Below are 17,107 nucleotides of genomic sequence, written 5' to 3'. Positions count from 1 at the left end.
GCGCACCGAGGATTCGATTGCCAGCTAATCATTACCTTGCTAAGCATTCGGGCGTTACTTAACCAGCTATTGCCGTCCTGTACCACCAGGACGGCCGGGTTAAACGATTCATCAAATCTTGAATTGACCCACCAGCGCGCTGAGGTTGCTGCCCAGGCTAGACACGTCGCGCATGGTGCGGGCGCTCTGCTCAGTTTCTTCGGCAAGGTTCTCCACGGCGCCAGCGATCTGGTGCACGCTGCGGTTGATCTCTTCGGCGACCGAAGTCTGTTCTTCCGCCGCACTGGCGATCTGCGCGTTCATCGCGTTGATGGTGCCGATCAGGCCGGAAATGGAATCCAGCGAGACGCCCACTTCGTTGGTCCGCTGATTGGCGCCCTCGCCCGCTTCAGTGGAACGACGCATGGCTTCGACCGAGGCATGGGTGCCTGTTTCAAGGCGCGTGATCATGCCCTGGATTTCCTGGGTGCTCTGCTGCGTACGACTGGCCAAGGCGCGGACTTCGTCGGCAACGACAGCAAAACCACGTCCGGCTTCACCAGCGCGAGCGGCTTCGATGGCAGCATTGAGCGCCAGCAGGTTGGTCTGCTCGGCAATCGAGCGAATCACGTCCAGCACCGAAACGATGGAGCGCACGTCCTGTTGCAGGCTGTCGAGGCTGGTGCCGCTCAGACGAATGTCGTCCACCAGCGAGCTCATGCCGGTGATGCTATTGCCCACCACCTTGCGCGCGGCCTGACCTTGTTGATCGGTTTCCGAGGCCGCTTCAGCGGCGCGTTGCGCACTGAGGGCGACTTCCTGCGCGGCGGCGGACATTTCGTGAATGGCCGTGGCGACCTGATCGGTTTCTTCACGCTGACGCTGCATGGCCTGCTCGGAGCGCAGGGTCTGCTGCGTGGCCTGATCCACCAGCCCGGCGAGGTCGGTGGTCATCTGCGCAATCTGTCGGACCATGGCGTGGATCTTGTCGACGAACAGGTTGAACGAGATCGCCAGATCACCCAGCTCATCGCGACTGGTGACCACCAGCCGATGGGTCAGGTCACCGTCACCGGCCGCGATGTCATCCAGGTTGGACTTGAGCACGCGCAACGGACGGACGATGCCGTTGGCCGTCCAGATACCGGCAGCGGCGGTCACCAGCAAGAGGATCAGCGTCACGACGAAGACGCTGGCGAGAATACTGCGGGTGCGGCTGGTGACGGTCTGCTGTTCCAGCGCCATGGCGGCGTCGATGTCGTCCATGTTGATCGCGCTGCCCAGTACCATGTCCCATTTGTCCAGGTACACGGTGTAACCGAGCTTGGGCACTTGCACCGCTTCATCGCCCGGCTTGGGTGCGGCGTAGTCGATGTAGTGTTTGCCGTTCTTCGCCACTTCCACGAAGGTCTGGTAATGGTAGGAGCCGTCGGGGTCCCGAGTGTCCCAGAAACTTTTGCCGACACCGGCGGCGCTGTCGCCGCGGAAGACCCGCACGCCCTTGGTGTCGTAACCGAAGAAATAACCGTCCTCGCCGTATTTCATCGGCTTGAGCAGTTCCAGCGCCTTGTCCCGCGCAGCCATGTCACCGGCCGCGGATGCGTCATGCAGCGGCTTGATCGTCGTCAGCGCCACGTCCACGTAATTCTTCAACACCTGGCGATTGCGCTCCACCAGTTGCTCGCGGGTTTCCTTCATTTCCTGATCGGCGCTGCGCTGCAACATCCACGAAGCCACGCCACTGAGAATCAGGGCGAACAGCAACGCGGGAATGATGGCAAGACAGAGCAGCTTGCTCTTGACGGTAAGCTTCATGAGACAAATCACCTCCTGGTCGTGTGGTCTTCCACTATCGGCCGGAGATCGTACAACTTGAAATGTTTCTGATGGCAAATTGACGTCAAATTCTCAGCGTCGATTTGAAAGCGGTGTTTCTCAGAGGGTTTGAACCCGGTATCAAACGCGAAACTTCCCCCCTAAACAACCCGGCACGCCGGCAGTGACGTACATAAGACCGCTGCCGCCGACAAACGGAACGCCGCCCGGCCGTACTGCTACAGATACGGTGTTCGCCGTTGCCGTTGATCTTGATCTTGATCTTGATACGCAATGGTCCAGACGACACAAAACGCGACTTGGGTGCAGGCCGAACGCAGGCGGCGCTCCGTGGGCCGAGCGGCATGGATGCCGCGAGAGCCGCCCCCCGCCATGGATGGCGGATGGCGGCGGGCCCACGGAGCGTCGCCGGAGTGAGGGAACGCTGACGAAGGAAGCGCCCAACCGGGAGCCAGGACACTTGGTTACTTGGTGTCTTTTCAAGTAACTCGCCGAAGGCGAAACAGCCCTGGCGTTAGCCAGAGCCCTACAGCCCTAGAGCCTTAGAGCCCCAGAGCCCCAGACCCCCAGACCCCCAGACCCCAACCATCACCAGCGAAACGCAACCGTCCCCAGCACCGTCCGCTCCTCACCCCAATAACAGCGACCCGCGTTATTGCACCCGCTCACATACTCCTTATCGAACAGATTCTTCGCGTTCACATCCACCGACCAATGCTTATCGATGTCATACCCCACCAACGCATCCACCAGCGTCACGTCACCCGTCTTCAACTTCCCGTACAGCGTCGGCGCCGTGTACGCGAACGTGTTATCGAAGTAACGCACCCCACCGCCCACACGGAAACCGCTCAACGGCCCCTCGAGGAAACGATACGTCGCCCACGCCGACGCCTGGTTACGCGGAATACCCGTCAACTGATGATCCTTGAACAACGAACCCGGCGTGTCTTTGGTCACCCGCGCATCGGTGTAAGTGTAAGACGCCGTCAGACTCAGGTTCTCAGTCACGTCGCTGTTGACCTCAAGCTCCACGCCCTTGGACTCGCTCTTGCCCACCTGCCGACTGAAACCGCTGGTGTCCGGCACCACGTCGTCTTTCTTGGTCAGGTCGAATACCGCCGCGCTGAACGTCGTGTTCCAGCCTTTAGGCTCGTACTTCAAGCCCACTTCGTACTGCTCGCTGAGGATCGGGTCGAACAGACCGCCGCCCGGCTGCGAGGACTGCTGCACCGGGGTGAACGCCGTCGAGTAGCTGACATAAGGCGAGAGACCGTTTTCGAACTGATACATCAGGCCGGTCTGCCAGCTGAAACGGTGATCCCAACCATCCAGATCCGTGGCCGCTGTCGTGCCCCTGGCCCGGTTGCGATACTCGCTGTGGACCCAGTCCTGGCGCCCGCCGAGCAGGAAGATCCAGTTGTCGTACTTGCTTTGCAACTGCCCGTAAGCGCCGTACATGTGCTGATCGAGCTGAGAGTTCTGCACGTACAACGGGGTGGTCGGCTGCACCGGCGAGAACACCGGGTTGAACACGTTGTAAGTACCGCCCAGGCCCGCGTTCCAGTCCTGGTTGAAGGAGGTGCGGTCGTAGCTGGCGCCCAGCAACACCGTGTTTTCCAGCGCACCGGTTTCGAAGTGGCCTTCGAACTGGTTATCCACCGAATAGGTCACCGACTTGTTGTCGCGGTCGTAGGCGGTGCTGCTCAGGGTCGAGCCAAAGCCGCCCTGGTTCAGGTTGTTCGGCCAGGTTTCATGGCGGTTCAGGCGCGACTCCATGTAGCGCGAGTTCTGGCGGAACTGCCAGGTCTCGTTGAGCTGATGGCTGAACTCGTACCCCAGGGTCCAGGTTTCACGCTCGAAGTCGTCCCAGTTGGGGTTGCCGTTGAACTGGTCCTTGCCGATCTTGCCATTGACGTTGTTGAGCAATGTACCCGCTGCCGGATAGCCCAGCAGCAGTTTGGTGCGGTCGCGCTGATAGGTCGACAGCAGGGTCAGCGCGGTGTCTTCGTCGAAGTTGAAGGTCATCGACGGCGCGATGTAGAGGCGGTCGTCCGGCACCGAATCGACTTGCGTATCGGCATTACGACCCAGCATGACCACACGACCCAGAACGCTGTTGTCGTCGCTCAGCGGACCGGAAACATCGAGCGCCAGTTGCCGACGGTTGTTGCTGCCGTAGGTCAGACGGGCCTCACCCTGGGCCGTCTCGGTCGGGCGCTTGCTGACCAGATTGACCAGGCCGCCCGGCGCATTTTCACCGTACAGGATCGAGCTCGGGCCGCGGAACACTTCAGTGCGTTCCAGCCCATAGGGTTCGGTGGTGGTGTCGTAACGGTTGCCTTGCAGGCGCAGGCCATCCTTGAGCAGGCCGTAGCCATAGTCGGTGGCGTTGTAACCGCGAATGGAGAACAGGTCCCCGGCGATGCCGTCGCCGACCGCGAACGGCGGCGCGAAGATACCGGGCACGTAACCCAGGATATCGGCGAGGGTTTGCGAGGCCTGATCCTGCATGCGCTGTCGGGTGACGACCGAAACGGAGCGTGGCGTTTCCGATAATGGAGTACTGGTCTTGGTCCCCGCCGTGCTGTTTCTCGCCTGATAACCGACGTCCTGCACGGCTTCCGGCGCTTGCCCCGTCACCACCGAATTCTGCAGCTGCACCGAGCCTTTGACCGGCTTGGCCGGCGCCTCGTCGGCCCAGGCGAAGCCGTGCCACGCAACCGTGGCCACGACCAGTGCCACGGCGTTCATCCTGAATTCCATCGTCGTCTTGCGAACCATCCCGTCCCCTCCCTCTGTCGCCTGAATAGGCAATGGCGCAGTCATGTACTGCGGCCGATACAAAACCGGACGAGAATGTAACAGGAAGTATTCGCATTTACAGTAGCGTTTGTGAAAATTTTGTCGAATCGCCCCCAGCCCCCATTCGGCGGGGTTCTAACCCTCTGCACTGGCCCTTTACTGAACCTTCTATCGCCTCGGGGCTCACTTGTTGAGGATTGACCGTCGACCACCCGCACAGGATCTTCCATGGGCCGTTACGCCGCCACGACCACCCCCGCCCTGCGCGTCGAACGTGAATTGAGCCCGCGAGCGGTGCTCACCGGGGCAGTGCTGGGCATCCTGCTGACGCCATCAAATGTCTACGCGGGACTGAAGATCGGCTGGTCGTTCAACATGTCGATCATCGCACTGCTGGTGGGGTTCGGCGTGTGGCAGGCAGCGGTCAGACGCTTCAAGGGTCAGCCTTCATGGACGCTGCACGAGAGCAACATCAACCAGACGGTCGCATCGGCAGCGGCGTCGATCATCTCCGGCGGTCTGGTCGCACCGATCCCGGCCTTTACCTTGCTCACCGGGCGTCAGCTGGACGCCATTCCGATGATGGCCTGGGTCTTTTCGGTCAGCTTTCTGGGCATCTGGATCGCCTGGTATCTGCGTCCCGCATTGCTCAACGACAAAGCGCTGAAGTTTCCCGAAGGCACGGCAACGCTGGAAACCCTTCAGCACATCTACAACCATGGTCACGAGGCCGTGGCGCGCATCAGGGTGCTATTCAGTGCCGCGTTGCTGTCGGGCGGGGTCAAATGGGTCGACGAATTTCTGTGGAGCATTCCGCGCTGGGCCCCGACGGCGCAACTGGAACGCCTCACGTTCACCGCCGACCCCTCATTACTGCTGATCGGCTTCGGCGGCATCATCGGCATTCGCGTGGGGCTGAGCCTGTTGTTCGGCGCGGTACTGGCGTGGGGTTGTCTGGCACCGTGGCTGCTGGCGCATGGTCTGGTGCAAACGCCTGCGGGCAGCAGCGGTCCGCAATTCGCCAGTCTGGTGGAATGGTTACTTTGGCCGGGCGTCAGCCTGATGGTGTGCTCGACACTCGCCTCACTGTCGATTCAATTTGTAAAAGCTCCTGATTTCAAAGCCCCTGAAAGGTCATCAGTGCACACCGCATTCGATCGCTCGACATTGGCCTTGGCCCCCGCTGTTGGTCTGGTCCTGTCGATCGTTCTGGTGGTGTTTCTGCAAGCCGCGCTGTTCGGCATCGATGTGTGGATGGCGCTGTTGTCGATCCCACTGGCGGTCTGTCTGGCCGTGGTGGCCGCGCGCGTGGTCGGTGCCACCGGGATCGCCCCCATCGGCGCGATCGGCAAACTGTCGCAGCTGAGCTTTGGCTTGATCGCCCCGGGCCAGGTGCCGATCAACCTGATGAGCGCCAACACCGCCGGCGGCGCCGCTGGACAGAGCACCGACCTGATGAACGACTTCAAGGTCGGGCTGGCCATCGGCGCGACCCCGAAAAAGCAGGTCATCGCGCAATGCATCGGCATCTTCATCGGCAGCATCGTCGGTGTGATCGTGTACATGGCGTTGATACCCGACCCCAAAGCCATGTTGCTCACCGAACAATGGCCGGCGCCCGCCGTCGCCACCTGGAAAGCCGTGGCAGAAACGCTGACTCACGGTCTCGGTTCGCTGTCGCCAACCGTGCGCTGGGCCATCCTCATCGGTGGGCTGGCAGGCATCGCACTCGGCCTGGCCGACAGTCTGCTGCCCAAACGTCTGAGCCGGTACCTGCCAAGCGCGGCGGCGCTGGGGCTGGCATTCGTGCTGCCCGCCTCCACCTCGGTGATGATGTCCCTCGGTGCCATACTGACCTGGCTGATCGGCCAGCGCTGGCCCCAGGTCAGCGAACGATTCGCAATCACCGCCGCCGCAGGCTTGATCGCCGGGGAAAGCATTACCGGCGTCGGCGCGTCTTTCTGGGCGATGTTAAGCAACCTGTGACCGGCCAGACGAGATGATATGCATTTGCCATAACGCCCTGTTCGACCTACCCATTGAGAGGTAGAATGCCGGCAACCAGGACGAGTCAATGCACAGACCCCATTTCTCAGAAACGCCAGATGACATCACCGACGCCGCCGCGCATTGGTGCATGCGTTTGCACGAGTTGGACTGCACCGACGCCGAGCGCGATCAATTCGCGCAGTGGCTCGCCGCCGACCCGATGCACGCCATCGAGTACGAGGCGATGCTGGAGATCTGGGACGTCGCCGATCAACTCCCTCGACCGCCGGTTTCTCAGGCTCCCCCCACTGTTATCCCGATGCCCGCTCAGCCCCCGCGCCGTTCATGGGCCAGCTATGGCGTGGCAGCGGCGATCAGCCTGCTGGCGATTCCTGCGGCGGGATTCATTGGCTGGAACATGGGCTGGCTGCCAAGCAGTTATCAGAGCTACGAAAGCACCGGCCAGATTCGTCAGTTCGTCCTGGCCGATGGCAGCCGGGTCCAGTTGAATCTGGGCACTGAACTGACCTACGCCGACTACAAGGACCAGCGCCGCGTTACCCTGAAAAAGGGCGAGGCGTTCTTCGAGGTCACGCATTCCACCGAACACCCGTTCGTGGTCAAGGCAGCCGAGGGGCAGGTGCGCGTGACCGGCACCAAATTCAACGTCTGGATGTACCAGGATCAGGTGCGCGTGACCCTCATGGAGGGTTCGGTGATCGTCACTACGGGGCGTGCCAACGAGGGGTATCGTCTGGATCCGGGCATGCAGGCGAGCTACAAGGCGGGCGATTACGAACCGCAGATCAAACAGACCTACAGCAACGACTCAACCCTCGCCTGGCGCAACGGCAAGCTGGTCATCGACAACCTCGCGCTGGTCGATGCGCTGCCGCTGATCAATCGCTATCTGGAAAACCCGGTGCGGCTCGCCGATGCTACGACCGGAAAGCTGCGCCTGGGGGGCATCTACAACACCTCGGCGATCAAGGACATGGTGACGTCCCTGCCCAAAGTGCTGCCGGTGACTCTGAGCAAAAGCAAGGACGGCAACCCGGTGATCAACCCCAAACCAACGGTCAACCTGAACCTGTAAACCGTCGCATCCCTTGAGCTCGAACTGCACGTCCAGTTTGCAGAGAGGCAGACACGTCGTAATGACCGTCCCTGCCCTGTGGCGTGCTTACCGTTTGCCGTCCGCCAGGTTCGCGCTTTTGGAAACCGACGAATCCGACTCGCGAATGACCTGCGACCGATAGTCGGCATCGGCCTTGATCTGGGCCTCGGTGAACGGCAGCAACGCCCATTGCTTGCGAGAAAACGCCTCGGTCTGGTCCCTTGAATGCGCCGACGCCGGATCGCTGGACAGGGAAAACGCCAGCAGCCCCTGAGCACGCGGCCCGTTCTCGTCGAACGTCACCACTTGCAGGTAGCTGCTGCCACTGACGACTTCGCGCTTGCCCCCGTCGACCGGCACGCTCTGGATGGCGTTGTAGACGCCCAGTGACGCCGGCCCGCCATGGATCGGCGTGCGCTTGCCGCCGACGTCGAATGCCTGAATATCACCCCAATGAGTGCCGTCCTCCAGGCCAAGTTTCGTCACGCCGGACGCCGAGGCCAGCATGGCCTTGCGAACATTGTCGGCCACCTGCGGCTGATCGATGTTCAGGCCACGAGGGGTGTGCTGTGGATCGGCAGGGTCGAACGCCACGCGCCACACCCCCTCCTCCTGCAACAGCGCGCCCATCACATTCTGAAAATGCACCAGACCCAATCCCGCTTGCAGGTTCGCGCTGCGATCCCAAGCCTTGAGACTGGCGCACAACGCGGCCAGTCTGGCGGCGTCCGCGCCCAGGTCCCCGGCGCAGAACTGCAGCAGATCCGGCATCGTCTGGCTGGCCATGTACACCTGATCGTCCATGACCATGTGCTGCAGGTCCTGCGCCTGCAGCTTTCCGGTTTCGTGCAGTTTATCCAGACGACTCAGCGCAAAGCGCGCACGTGGCCCCAACGGCAGACCCTCGCGGCTGATCACCGGGGAGTAACCGGTCAGCGGCGCTGCGGGGTTGACCATCCAGGCCGAGTCGTTGGAGTTCTGCACGAAATCGCTGCGGCGCAGTTGCGGCAGCTGGTCCGCCGGGAAGATGCCCTTCTGCGCACTGTTGGCCGCAACGTTCCACGCACAGGCGCTGCGTGAACCGTCGAGCAAAACCATTTCCAGCCCGGCCCGTGGATCGCTGCATTGCTTGAGCTTGGCAGCATCCACATAGGGCACCACCGACTGGTTCATGTACAAGGTCTGCCCCTGATCGTCCGCGGCCAGGGTGTTGACCCACGGAATGCCTTGAATCGTGTGGACCGAGGCCTCGAACGCCTTCAGCGAATCGGCCTGGTTCATTGCGTACCACTGTTGCAGCACGCGGGTGTTGTCCTGATTGGCATCCTTGATGCTGAACGCCACCTGACGGTTCCAGTCCAGCTTGCCCGGCCACTGCACCACCGGCCCGAACTGCGAACTGTAAACAGCGCGGGTCAGTGTCGTGAGGCTGCCATCGGGTTGTTTCACCTGTACCGCAATGTCGTTTTTGGTCATCGCCACCGACTTGCCGTCCAGCAGGTAACGGGTCGGATCCTTGGGGTCCAGTTGCAGACGGTACAGCGTGAAGTGTCTGGAGGTGTCGACGGTGTGGGTCCAGGCCAGGTGTTGGCTGAAACCGATATTGATCACCGGCAACCCCGGCAGTGCCGCCCCCATGACGTCGAGCTGGCCGGGAATGGTCAGGTGCATCTGATAGAACCGCATGCCGCCCACCCACGGAAAATGCGGGTTGGCGAGCAGCATCCCGCGACCGTTGAACGAGCGGTCACGACCGATGGCGACGCCATTGCTGCCACGGTCCAGAGCGAAGCGTCGCAGGCGTCCGTCCGCCAGCTGGAACTGCGCCTTGGGCGCTTCGACCTGGCTGATGTCGTGCGGCGGTGTCGCGCCCGCCAGCGCCTCGGCGAACTGCCCCACGCCACCTTCGGCCAACAGGCGACGGGTCAGCTTGACCAGATCCTGTGGCGTGACGGGACGCACCCACGCCGCCTGGCATTGCTGCGGCAAACCCGAGGCCTGGCGCTCTTGCAACAGGCGGTTATACCCCGCCGCGTAACCTTCGAGCCTCTGCTGCATTTCTGGCGATTGCGCCTTCCAGAATGCCGCGACCGCCTCGGGCGTGTTGAGCCAGTTGAAGAAGATGTCGCTGGTCAGGTTGGCCTGTTGTTCAACGGTCAACGCATCGGGCCCGAAGTATTTCGAACGCTCACCGTTGACCGTCACGATCTCATTGGCAAGCAAGCACAGGTTGTCCTGCGCATACGCGTAGCCGATGCCATAACCCAGGCTGCGCTCATCGGCGGCCAGAATGTGCGGGACGCCATAGGTGGTGCGACGAATGTCGGCACTCGCCTCTCCCGGTAGATGTCTGGCCTCAGCCGCCAGACTGACGCCAATACACACCGCCGTCAGGCAAAAACGCGTTAAAGGGCGGGACATATTCACGCTGACTCCTGGAGGGTTGATCCACGCATGACCACGCTGTCGAGCGCCCTCAACTCGCGGTCGCCAGCAGCACGTCGAGCACGCTGCGGTTGCGCTCGCCGCCTTTGGTGTGGCTGTACAGAGAGGCGGCGATCTCGTCGGCCCGAATCGGCAGGATCGACAGCAGCGTATCGCTCAAACCATGGCTCGCCTGACAGAAACCCTGCATGTAGATACCGGCCTTGCAGCGGTCATCGGTGATCAGCCGGTAATCGCGGTCGACGTTGTAATCGCCGAGGTACTCAGCCAGTGGCGCCAACAACTGACGATGCATTTGCCGTTCGTAACCGGTGGCGAGAATCACCGCATCGTATTGGCGGACGAGGATGTCGCCGCTGGCGGTATTGCGCAGCGCCAGATCGATGCCATCCGCGCCGGCAACCGCCTGCTCCACGCAGGTCAGGCTGCGAAACGCGTGGCGCGGAATCCCGGAGACTTTCTGCCGGTAAAAGATGCCGTAGATGCGTTCGATCAGATCAATGTCCACCACCGAGTAGTTGGTGCTCTGGTACTCCACGATCATCCGCTCGCGCTCGGCGGTGTTCTGGCTGTACATCAGATCCGTGAACTCGGGGGAGAACACTTCGTTGACGAAGGGGCTGTCGTCGGCCGGTTTCAGCGCCGAGCCGCGCAGGATCAGATCGACCTGCACCGATGGGTAGCTGTCATTGAGGTCGATGAACGCTTCGGCCGCGCTTTGCCCGCCTCCGATGATCGCCACGCGCATGGGCTTGCCGCTGACGCAGGGCTGGCGTGACATGCGCTCCAGATACTGGGAATGATGAAACACCCGGCTGTCGCCCTTGAGCGCCTTGAACGCCTCGGGAATGCGGGGTGTGCCGCCGGCGCTGACCACCGCCGAACGCGTCGTGCGCACGGTTTCCTGCCCTTGTGCGCTGCGCGAAATCACTCGCAGCGCCTCGACCTTATGCTGGTGCAGCACCGGCTCGATCGCCAGGACTTCTTCACCGTAGCGACTCTGGTCCTGGAAATGCCCGGCGACCCAGCGCAGGTAGTCGTTGAACTCCATGCGGCAGGGATAGAACGTGCCCAGGTTGATGAAGTCCACCAACCGGCCGTGGGTTTTCAGGTAATTGACGAAAGAGTACGGGCTGGTCGGGTTGCGCAGCGTGACCAGATCCTTGAGGAAGGAGATCTGCAGCTCGCTCTGCGTCACCAGCGTATTGCCGTGCCAGCGATAGTCCGCCTGCTTGTCGAGAAACAGCACGTCCAGCGGCCCCTGCGACTCTGCCCGCTCTTGCAGCGCGATGGCCAGTGCCAGATTGGAGGGGCCAAAACCGATACCGATCACATCGTGAACGATGGTCGATGCAATTGCCTGTGTCATTCCAGTGTCCTCTGGATAAACCCCTCAACGCGGGGAAAGTGCTGCCCTGACCCGATCAGCCGATGGCAATCGCTGCAGGCCGCCTGTTGAGTAAGAACGAGGACAATGAAAAAAAATTTACAGAGAACGCGTTACTGGGCATCCCAATCACGAAGGCGCACGCGGCAGTGCTTCATGGCGTTGACGATGTGTTTTTCCACCAGACTGCGGGAAATGCCCAGTCGCTCGGCGATTTCCGGATGAGACAGTCCTTCGAGCTTGCGCAGCATGAAACTGTCGCGGCACAGCGGCGAGAGTTCGGCCAGGGCGCGCTTGAGCATGTCCAGACGCTGCCCCTGGTCGAGGCACATCTGGGGTGAAGGGCTGAAGAAATTTTCGTCGGTGTCCAGCACCTCCAGCGGTTCAACCTGGCGCAGGGCATTGCGCCGATGGCCGTCGATTACCAGGTTCAGCGCGGTACGGTAGAGAAACGCACGGGGTTGCTCGATGGGCGTGTCGCTGGAGCGCTCAAGCACGCGAAGATAAGCGTCATGCACCACATCCTCGGCCACCTGAAGGTTGCCCAGTCTGGCGCTGAGGAAACACACCAGTTCCCGATAGTAGTTTTCCAACATGACTCCCGGCCACCGTGATGGCGGCTTCTGTCCTTGATCCACAATCCGGCCCTCGTTTTCATGGCCAAACGAGGGGTGATGGCATTTTGCACACGCAATTTAAAACAATTCTCATATAGATTTGAAGCAGCGGCCACCCTGGTAACAATTTTTCGCCCCGATTTCGGCGTATTCCCGGCGATCCGGCTTAAATTCGCCGTCCCTTGCCTCGTCTACCTGTCAGCTTCCCGTGTCTGTCGCTCCAGCGACAGGGTCCAGTTGCGTCCGAGTCTTCGGCAACCGGTCACCTCGCGGGCCGACATTCATTGGCCGGAACCCTGCATGAAACGTCCTCGACACACCCGCCGCGCCCTGCTGATCACCCTGTGTCTGATTCCCGTGATCGCCGTCGCAGCCTGGCAGATCCTGCCACCGGGCCGCGACGCCTTCGCCACGGTTCAGGTGAGCCGCGGCAACATCGAAAGCAGCGTGACGGCGCTGGGCACCTTGCAGCCGCGCCGTTATGTGGATGTCGGCGCACAAGCCTCCGGTCAGATCCGCAAGATCCACGTCGAGGCCGGCGATCAGATCCAGGAGGGCCAGTTGCTGGTGGAGATCGATCCGTCCACGCAACAGGCCAAGCTCGACGCCAGCCGGTTTTCCATCGAAAACCTGCAGGCTCAGCTTCAGGAGCAGCGCGCGCAGAACGAACTGGCGCGGCAGAAGTACAAGCGTCAGCAGAACCTCGCCGCGGGCGGCGCCACCCGTGAAGAGGACGTGCAGACTGCCCTGGCCGAACTCAAGGCGACCCAGGCGCGCATCGACATGTTTCAGGCCCGGATCCGTCAGGCCCAGGCGAGCCTGCGCAGCGATCAGGCNCGCCGTGGACGCCCGCGAAGGCCAGACCCTCAACGCGCAACAACAGACGCCGCTGATCCTGCGCATCGCAAAACTGTCGCCGATGACCGTCTGGGCCGAGGTGTCGGAGGCCGATATCGGCCACGTCAAACCGGGCATGACCGCGTATTTCACCACCCTGAGCGGCGGCACCCGGCGCTGGAGCAGCACCGTGCGGCAGATCCTGCCGGTACCGCCCAAACCCCTTTACGAAGTCAGTCAGGGTGGCGGCAGCCCTAACGGCGGAAAAAGCGGCAGTGGTCGCGTGGTGCTCTACACCGTTCTGCTGGACGTGAACAACGATGACAACGCGCTGATGGCGGACATGACCGCGCAGGTATTTTTTGTTTCGAGCCGGGCGCAGGACGTGCTGACCGCGCCGGTCGCGGCCCTGCAAGCGACCGCTGAAGCCAACCGGCAGATCGCTCGCGTGGTGGCCGCCAACGGGGCGATCAGTGAACGCCAGGTGCACGTCGGCATCAGCGACCGGTTGCGGGTGCAGATCGTCGATGGCCTGGCCGAAGGGGATCACTTGCTGGTCGGGCCCGCCAATAGCGATGGGGGTTGAGGTGCAGACCCCGCTGATCGACCTCAAGGGCATCCGCAAATCCTACGGCGGCGGGGACAAGCCGCCAGTCGACGTATTGCGCGGCATCGATCTGGCGATCCATGCCGGCGAGTTCGTCGCCATCGTCGGGGCGTCCGGTTCGGGCAAATCGACGCTGATGAATATTCTCGGTTGCCTGGACCGTCCGACGTCGGGGCAATACCTGTTCGCCGGGGAAAACGTCGCGGGTCTGGACAGCGACGCGTTGGCCTGGCTGCGCCGCGAGGCCTTCGGTTTCGTGTTTCAGGGCTACCACTTGATCCCGTCGGGCTCAGCCCAGGAGAACGTCGAGATGCCGGCGATCTATGCCGGTACGCCCGCCGCCGAGCGCCATGCGCGCGCCGCTGCCCTGCTCGACCGGCTGGGCCTTGCCAGCCGCACCGCCAACCGTCCGCATCAGTTGTCCGGGGGTCAGCAACAGCGGGTTTCGATTGCCCGGGCACTGATGAACGGCGGCCATATCATCCTCGCCGACGAACCCACCGGCGCGCTCGATACCCACAGCGGCGCTGAAGTCATGACCCTGCTCGATGAACTGGCGAGCCAGGGCCATGTGGTGATTCTGATCACCCATGATCGCCAGGTCGCCGCGCGGGCCAAACGCGTCATCGAAATCAGCGACGGCGAAATCGTCAGCGATACCGCCGCCGCTGACGATTGGCCACAACCCCAAGGGGGCAATGCTTTGCAGGCCGTGGACCTGCGGCAACGTCTGGCCGACCGCATCGAACACAATGGCGCCTGGAAAGGCGAAATGATCGACGCGATTCATGCGGCCTGGCGGGTCATGTGGATCAACCGGTTCCGCACGGCGCTGACCTTGCTCGGGATCGTCATCGGCGTGGCCTCAGTGGTGGTGATGCTGGCGGTAGGCGAAGGCAGCAAGCGTCAGGTCATGGCGCAGATGGGCGCGTTTGGCTCGAACATTCTTTACCTCAACGGGCATGCGCCGAACCCGCGCACCCCGCCGGGCATCATCACCCTCGAAGACGTGGCGGCGCTGGCCGCGCTGCCGCAGGTCAAACGGATCATGCCGGTGAACGGCTCCGACGCCGGGATTCGTTTCGGCAATGTCGATCACAAGAGCTACGTCGGGGGTAACGACACCCACTTTCCGGCGATCTTCAACTGGCCGGTGGTCGAGGGCAGTTACTTCACCGAAGCGGATGAGCGCTCGGCCGCCGCAGTGGCTGTCATCGGCAAGAAAGTGCGTGACACATTGCTCAAGGACGTCGCCAATCCCATCGGGCAGTACATCCTGATCGAGAACGTGCCATTTCAAGTGGTCGGCGTGCTGGCCGAGAAAGGCGCCAGTTCAGGCGATCAGGACAGTGACGACCGGATCGCCGTGCCCTACTCCGCCGCCAGCATTCGTCTGTTCGGCAACCGCAATCCCGAATACGTGGCGATTGCCGCCAGTGACGCGCGCAAGGTCAAGGAGGCCGAGCAGGCCATCGATCAGTTGATGATGAGCCTGCATGGCAACAAGCGCGATTTCGAGCTGACCAACAACGCGGCCATGATTCAGGCCGAAGCGCGAACCCAGAACACCCTGTCGCTGATGCTCGGTGCGATTGCCGCGATCTCGTTGCTGGTGGGCGGTATCGGGGTGATGAACATCATGCTCATGACCGTGCGCGAACGCACCCGCGAGATCGGCATCCGCATGGCCACCGGCGCCCGACAGCGCGACATTCTGCGTCAGTTCCTGACCGAAGCGGTGATGCTGTCGGTGGTGGGCGGCCTGACCGGTATCGCCCTGGCCCTGCTGATCGGCGGCGTGTTGATCGTCAGCAAGGTGGCGGTCGCCTTTTCGTTGGCTGCGGTGTTCGGTGCCTTCACCTGCGCCCTGATCACCGGTGTCGTCTTCGGCTTTATGCCTGCCCGTAAAGCGGCGCGACTCGACCCTGTCGCCGCCCTCACCAGTGTGTGACTGAACGATATGACTGAGCTATGAACCTGCGCCTCACCCTCATCGCCGCCAGCCTTCTGATGGCCGCGTGCAGCAGCACGACGCCCCGCCCCGACAGCGGCATTCAAGCCCCCGCCGCCTGGCATTCGCTGAACCGCGCTGACGCAGTGCGCGACAACCGTCAGTGGTGGACGCGTTTCGGCAGTCCGGACCTGGATCGCCTGATCGAACAGGCACGGCTGGGCAGTCACGACCTGGCCGCTGCGATGGCGCGGGTGCGTCAGGCGCAGGCCAACGCGGTGATTGCCGGCGCCCCGCTGCTCCCCGAGCTTCAAGGACAACTCAACGCCAACCGGCAGAAGCTGATTCACGGGCCGGGCTACAGCCAGCTCGACGTCTACAGCGACGACCGGGTGGTGGACTACTTCGATGCCAGCCTCACCGCCAGCTATGAAATCGACTTCTGGGGTGGCCGTCACGCCGCGCGGGACAGTGCCGCCCAGAGCCTGCGCGCCAGCGAGTTCGATCAGGCGACGGTGGAACTGACGCTGCTGAGCGGCGTCGCCAACAGCTACACCCAGGCGCTCTCCCTTCGCGAACAGGAGCGCATCGCGGAGCTGAACCTGGCCAATGCGCAGAGCGTCCTGCAACTGGTGCAGACTCGCTATGACGCCGGTTCCGCCACCGCCCTGGAACTGGCGCAACAGAAGAGCTTGGTGGCCGCTCAGCAGCGTCAGGTGCCACGGGTGCAACAACAGGCGCAAGACGCACGGATCACCCTCGCCGCATTGCTCGGGCAACCGGTGCAGACCCTCGATCTGGGGCAACGGTCGGTCGATCAGCTTCAATGGCCGGGCATCGATGCCGGTCTGCCGAGCGAGTTGATCAGTCGACGCCCGGACATCGCCAGCGCCGAGGCGCAGCTGGCGGCGGCTCAGGCCGACGTCACAGTGGCGCGCGCGGCGATGCTGCCCAAGGTGACGTTGTCGGCAACCCTGGGAACCGGGGCCAATACCGCCTCGGACATCCTGCGCAGCCCGTTCTACAACCTCACCAGCGGGTTGCTGGCGCCCATCTTCAACAATGGCCGTCTTAGCGCCGAGCGAGACAAGGCGCGAGCTCGCGAAGAAGAGCTGCTGCAGACTTACCGCGGGGCGATCATCAACGGTTTTGCCGACGTCGAAAAAGCGCTCAACGCGATTCGTGGACTGGACCGTCAACGGCACTGGCAAAGCGAAGAATTACAGCAGGCGCAAACCGCGTTCAATGTCGCACAGAGCCGCTACCGGGCCGGCGCCGAGGACCTGCTGACCGTGCTCGAAACCCAGCGCACGCTGTACGCCGCGCAAGACCAGAACGTGCAATTGCGCCTGGCGCGATTGCAGGCCAGCGTGTCGCTGTACAAGGCCCTGGGTGGCGGTTGGCAGGTGCCTTCGGACATGGCGGCGAATCCGGTGCGATAACTTCGTGTATCCGTCACCGCGGATTGCATTGAACCGGCCTGTGACCGCTGCGCGCTCAATCGTCAGCAAGCTGGCCTCCCACGGCCTTCGGCCAG

General features: G+C 62.4%; 10 protein-coding genes and 2 pseudogenes. 6 read left to right on the top strand and 6 right to left on the bottom strand.

Annotated elements, in window-relative coordinates; translation table 11 throughout:
- Positions 1-111: 111 nt before the first annotated feature.
- The 3 genes and pseudogenes from D3M70_RS34020 to D3M70_RS01030 form a co-directional block, all read right to left on the bottom strand.
- A complete protein-coding gene (locus D3M70_RS34020; protein ID WP_375232908.1) occupies positions 112-867 on the bottom strand; it encodes a methyl-accepting chemotaxis protein in 756 nt (251 codons plus the stop codon).
- A 102-nt stretch (positions 868-969) separates the two neighbouring features.
- Positions 970-1,677, bottom strand: a pseudogene (locus D3M70_RS34015) (cache domain-containing protein); the annotation flags it as partial.
- Positions 1,678-2,403: 726 nt separating this feature from the next.
- Positions 2,404-4,569: a TonB-dependent siderophore receptor gene (locus D3M70_RS01030; protein ID WP_256659654.1), complete on the bottom strand. Its 2,166-nt coding sequence runs from the start codon at positions 4,567-4,569 to the stop codon at positions 2,404-2,406.
- A 279-nt stretch (positions 4,570-4,848) separates the two neighbouring features.
- On the opposite strand from D3M70_RS01030, the gene D3M70_RS01025 reads away from it, so the two are divergent.
- Entirely contained in the window at positions 4,849-6,606 is a 1,758-nt protein-coding gene (locus D3M70_RS01025) for an OPT family oligopeptide transporter (RefSeq protein ID WP_120123612.1), read from the top strand.
- Positions 6,607-6,694: 88 nt separating this feature from the next.
- A complete protein-coding gene (locus D3M70_RS01020) occupies positions 6,695-7,705 on the top strand; it encodes a FecR family protein (protein ID WP_120123611.1) in 1,011 nt (336 codons plus the stop codon).
- Between the two features lie 87 nt (positions 7,706-7,792).
- Here the strand turns inward: D3M70_RS01020 and D3M70_RS01015 are convergent, their stop codons facing one another.
- From D3M70_RS01015 to D3M70_RS01005, 3 genes are all read right to left on the bottom strand, one after another.
- Positions 7,793-10,147: an acylase gene (locus tag D3M70_RS01015; RefSeq protein ID WP_375232906.1), complete on the bottom strand. Its 2,355-nt coding sequence runs from the start codon at positions 10,145-10,147 to the stop codon at positions 7,793-7,795.
- A 55-nt stretch (positions 10,148-10,202) separates the two neighbouring features.
- On the bottom strand, positions 10,203-11,540 hold the full coding sequence (locus tag D3M70_RS01010) for a lysine N(6)-hydroxylase/L-ornithine N(5)-oxygenase family protein (protein ID WP_120123608.1): 1,338 nt from the start codon (positions 11,538-11,540) through the stop codon (positions 10,203-10,205).
- A 131-nt stretch (positions 11,541-11,671) separates the two neighbouring features.
- Positions 11,672-12,151: a sigma-70 family RNA polymerase sigma factor gene (locus D3M70_RS01005; RefSeq protein ID WP_120123889.1), complete on the bottom strand. Its 480-nt coding sequence runs from the start codon at positions 12,149-12,151 to the stop codon at positions 11,672-11,674.
- A gap of 324 nt (positions 12,152-12,475) precedes the next feature.
- Here D3M70_RS01005 and D3M70_RS32505 point away from each other — a divergent pair.
- The 4 genes and pseudogenes from D3M70_RS32505 to D3M70_RS00990 form a co-directional block, all read left to right on the top strand.
- Positions 12,476-13,011 (top strand): annotated as a pseudogene (locus D3M70_RS32505) (biotin/lipoyl-binding protein); the annotation flags it as partial.
- A 1-nt stretch (position 13,012) separates the two neighbouring features.
- On the top strand, positions 13,013-13,598 hold a 586-nt coding region (locus tag D3M70_RS32500; RefSeq protein ID WP_256659653.1), incomplete at its 5' end, for an HlyD family efflux transporter periplasmic adaptor subunit.
- A complete protein-coding gene (locus D3M70_RS00995; RefSeq protein ID WP_165869717.1) occupies positions 13,588-15,570 on the top strand; it encodes a MacB family efflux pump subunit in 1,983 nt (660 codons plus the stop codon). The genes D3M70_RS32500 and D3M70_RS00995, both read left to right, overlap by 11 nt.
- 20 nt (positions 15,571-15,590) lie before the next feature.
- A complete protein-coding gene (locus D3M70_RS00990; RefSeq protein ID WP_120123606.1) occupies positions 15,591-17,012 on the top strand; it encodes an efflux transporter outer membrane subunit in 1,422 nt (473 codons plus the stop codon).
- Positions 17,013-17,107 lie beyond the last annotated feature (95 nt).

Origin of the sequence: Pseudomonas sp. LS-2 (genome assembly GCF_003605735.1) — a bacterium.
Taxonomy (GTDB): Bacteria; Pseudomonadota; Gammaproteobacteria; order Pseudomonadales; family Pseudomonadaceae; genus Aquipseudomonas.
This window is presented reverse-complemented; position numbering and strand designations above follow the sequence as displayed.

What these genes read in the sequence shown, in the direction of transcription:
- D3M70_RS00995 (WP_165869717.1), top strand. Translation starts at nt 13,588, where the DNA reads ATGGGGGTTGAGGTGCAGACCCCGCTGATCGACCTCAAGGGCATCCGC.
- D3M70_RS34020 (WP_375232908.1), bottom strand. Translation starts at nt 867, where the DNA reads ATGCAGCGTCAGCGTGAAGAAACCGATCAGGTCGCCACGGCCATTCAC.
- D3M70_RS01020 (WP_120123611.1), top strand. Translation starts at nt 6,695, where the DNA reads ATGCACAGACCCCATTTCTCAGAAACGCCAGATGACATCACCGACGCC.
- D3M70_RS01025 (WP_120123612.1), top strand. Translation starts at nt 4,849, where the DNA reads ATGGGCCGTTACGCCGCCACGACCACCCCCGCCCTGCGCGTCGAACGT.
- D3M70_RS01030 (WP_256659654.1), bottom strand. Translation starts at nt 4,569, where the DNA reads ATGAACGCCGTGGCACTGGTCGTGGCCACGGTTGCGTGGCACGGCTTC.
- D3M70_RS01015 (WP_375232906.1), bottom strand. Translation starts at nt 10,147, where the DNA reads ATGTCCCGCCCTTTAACGCGTTTTTGCCTGACGGCGGTGTGTATTGGC.
- D3M70_RS01010 (WP_120123608.1), bottom strand. Translation starts at nt 11,540, where the DNA reads ATGACACAGGCAATTGCATCGACCATCGTTCACGATGTGATCGGTATC.
- D3M70_RS00990 (WP_120123606.1), top strand. Translation starts at nt 15,591, where the DNA reads ATGAACCTGCGCCTCACCCTCATCGCCGCCAGCCTTCTGATGGCCGCG.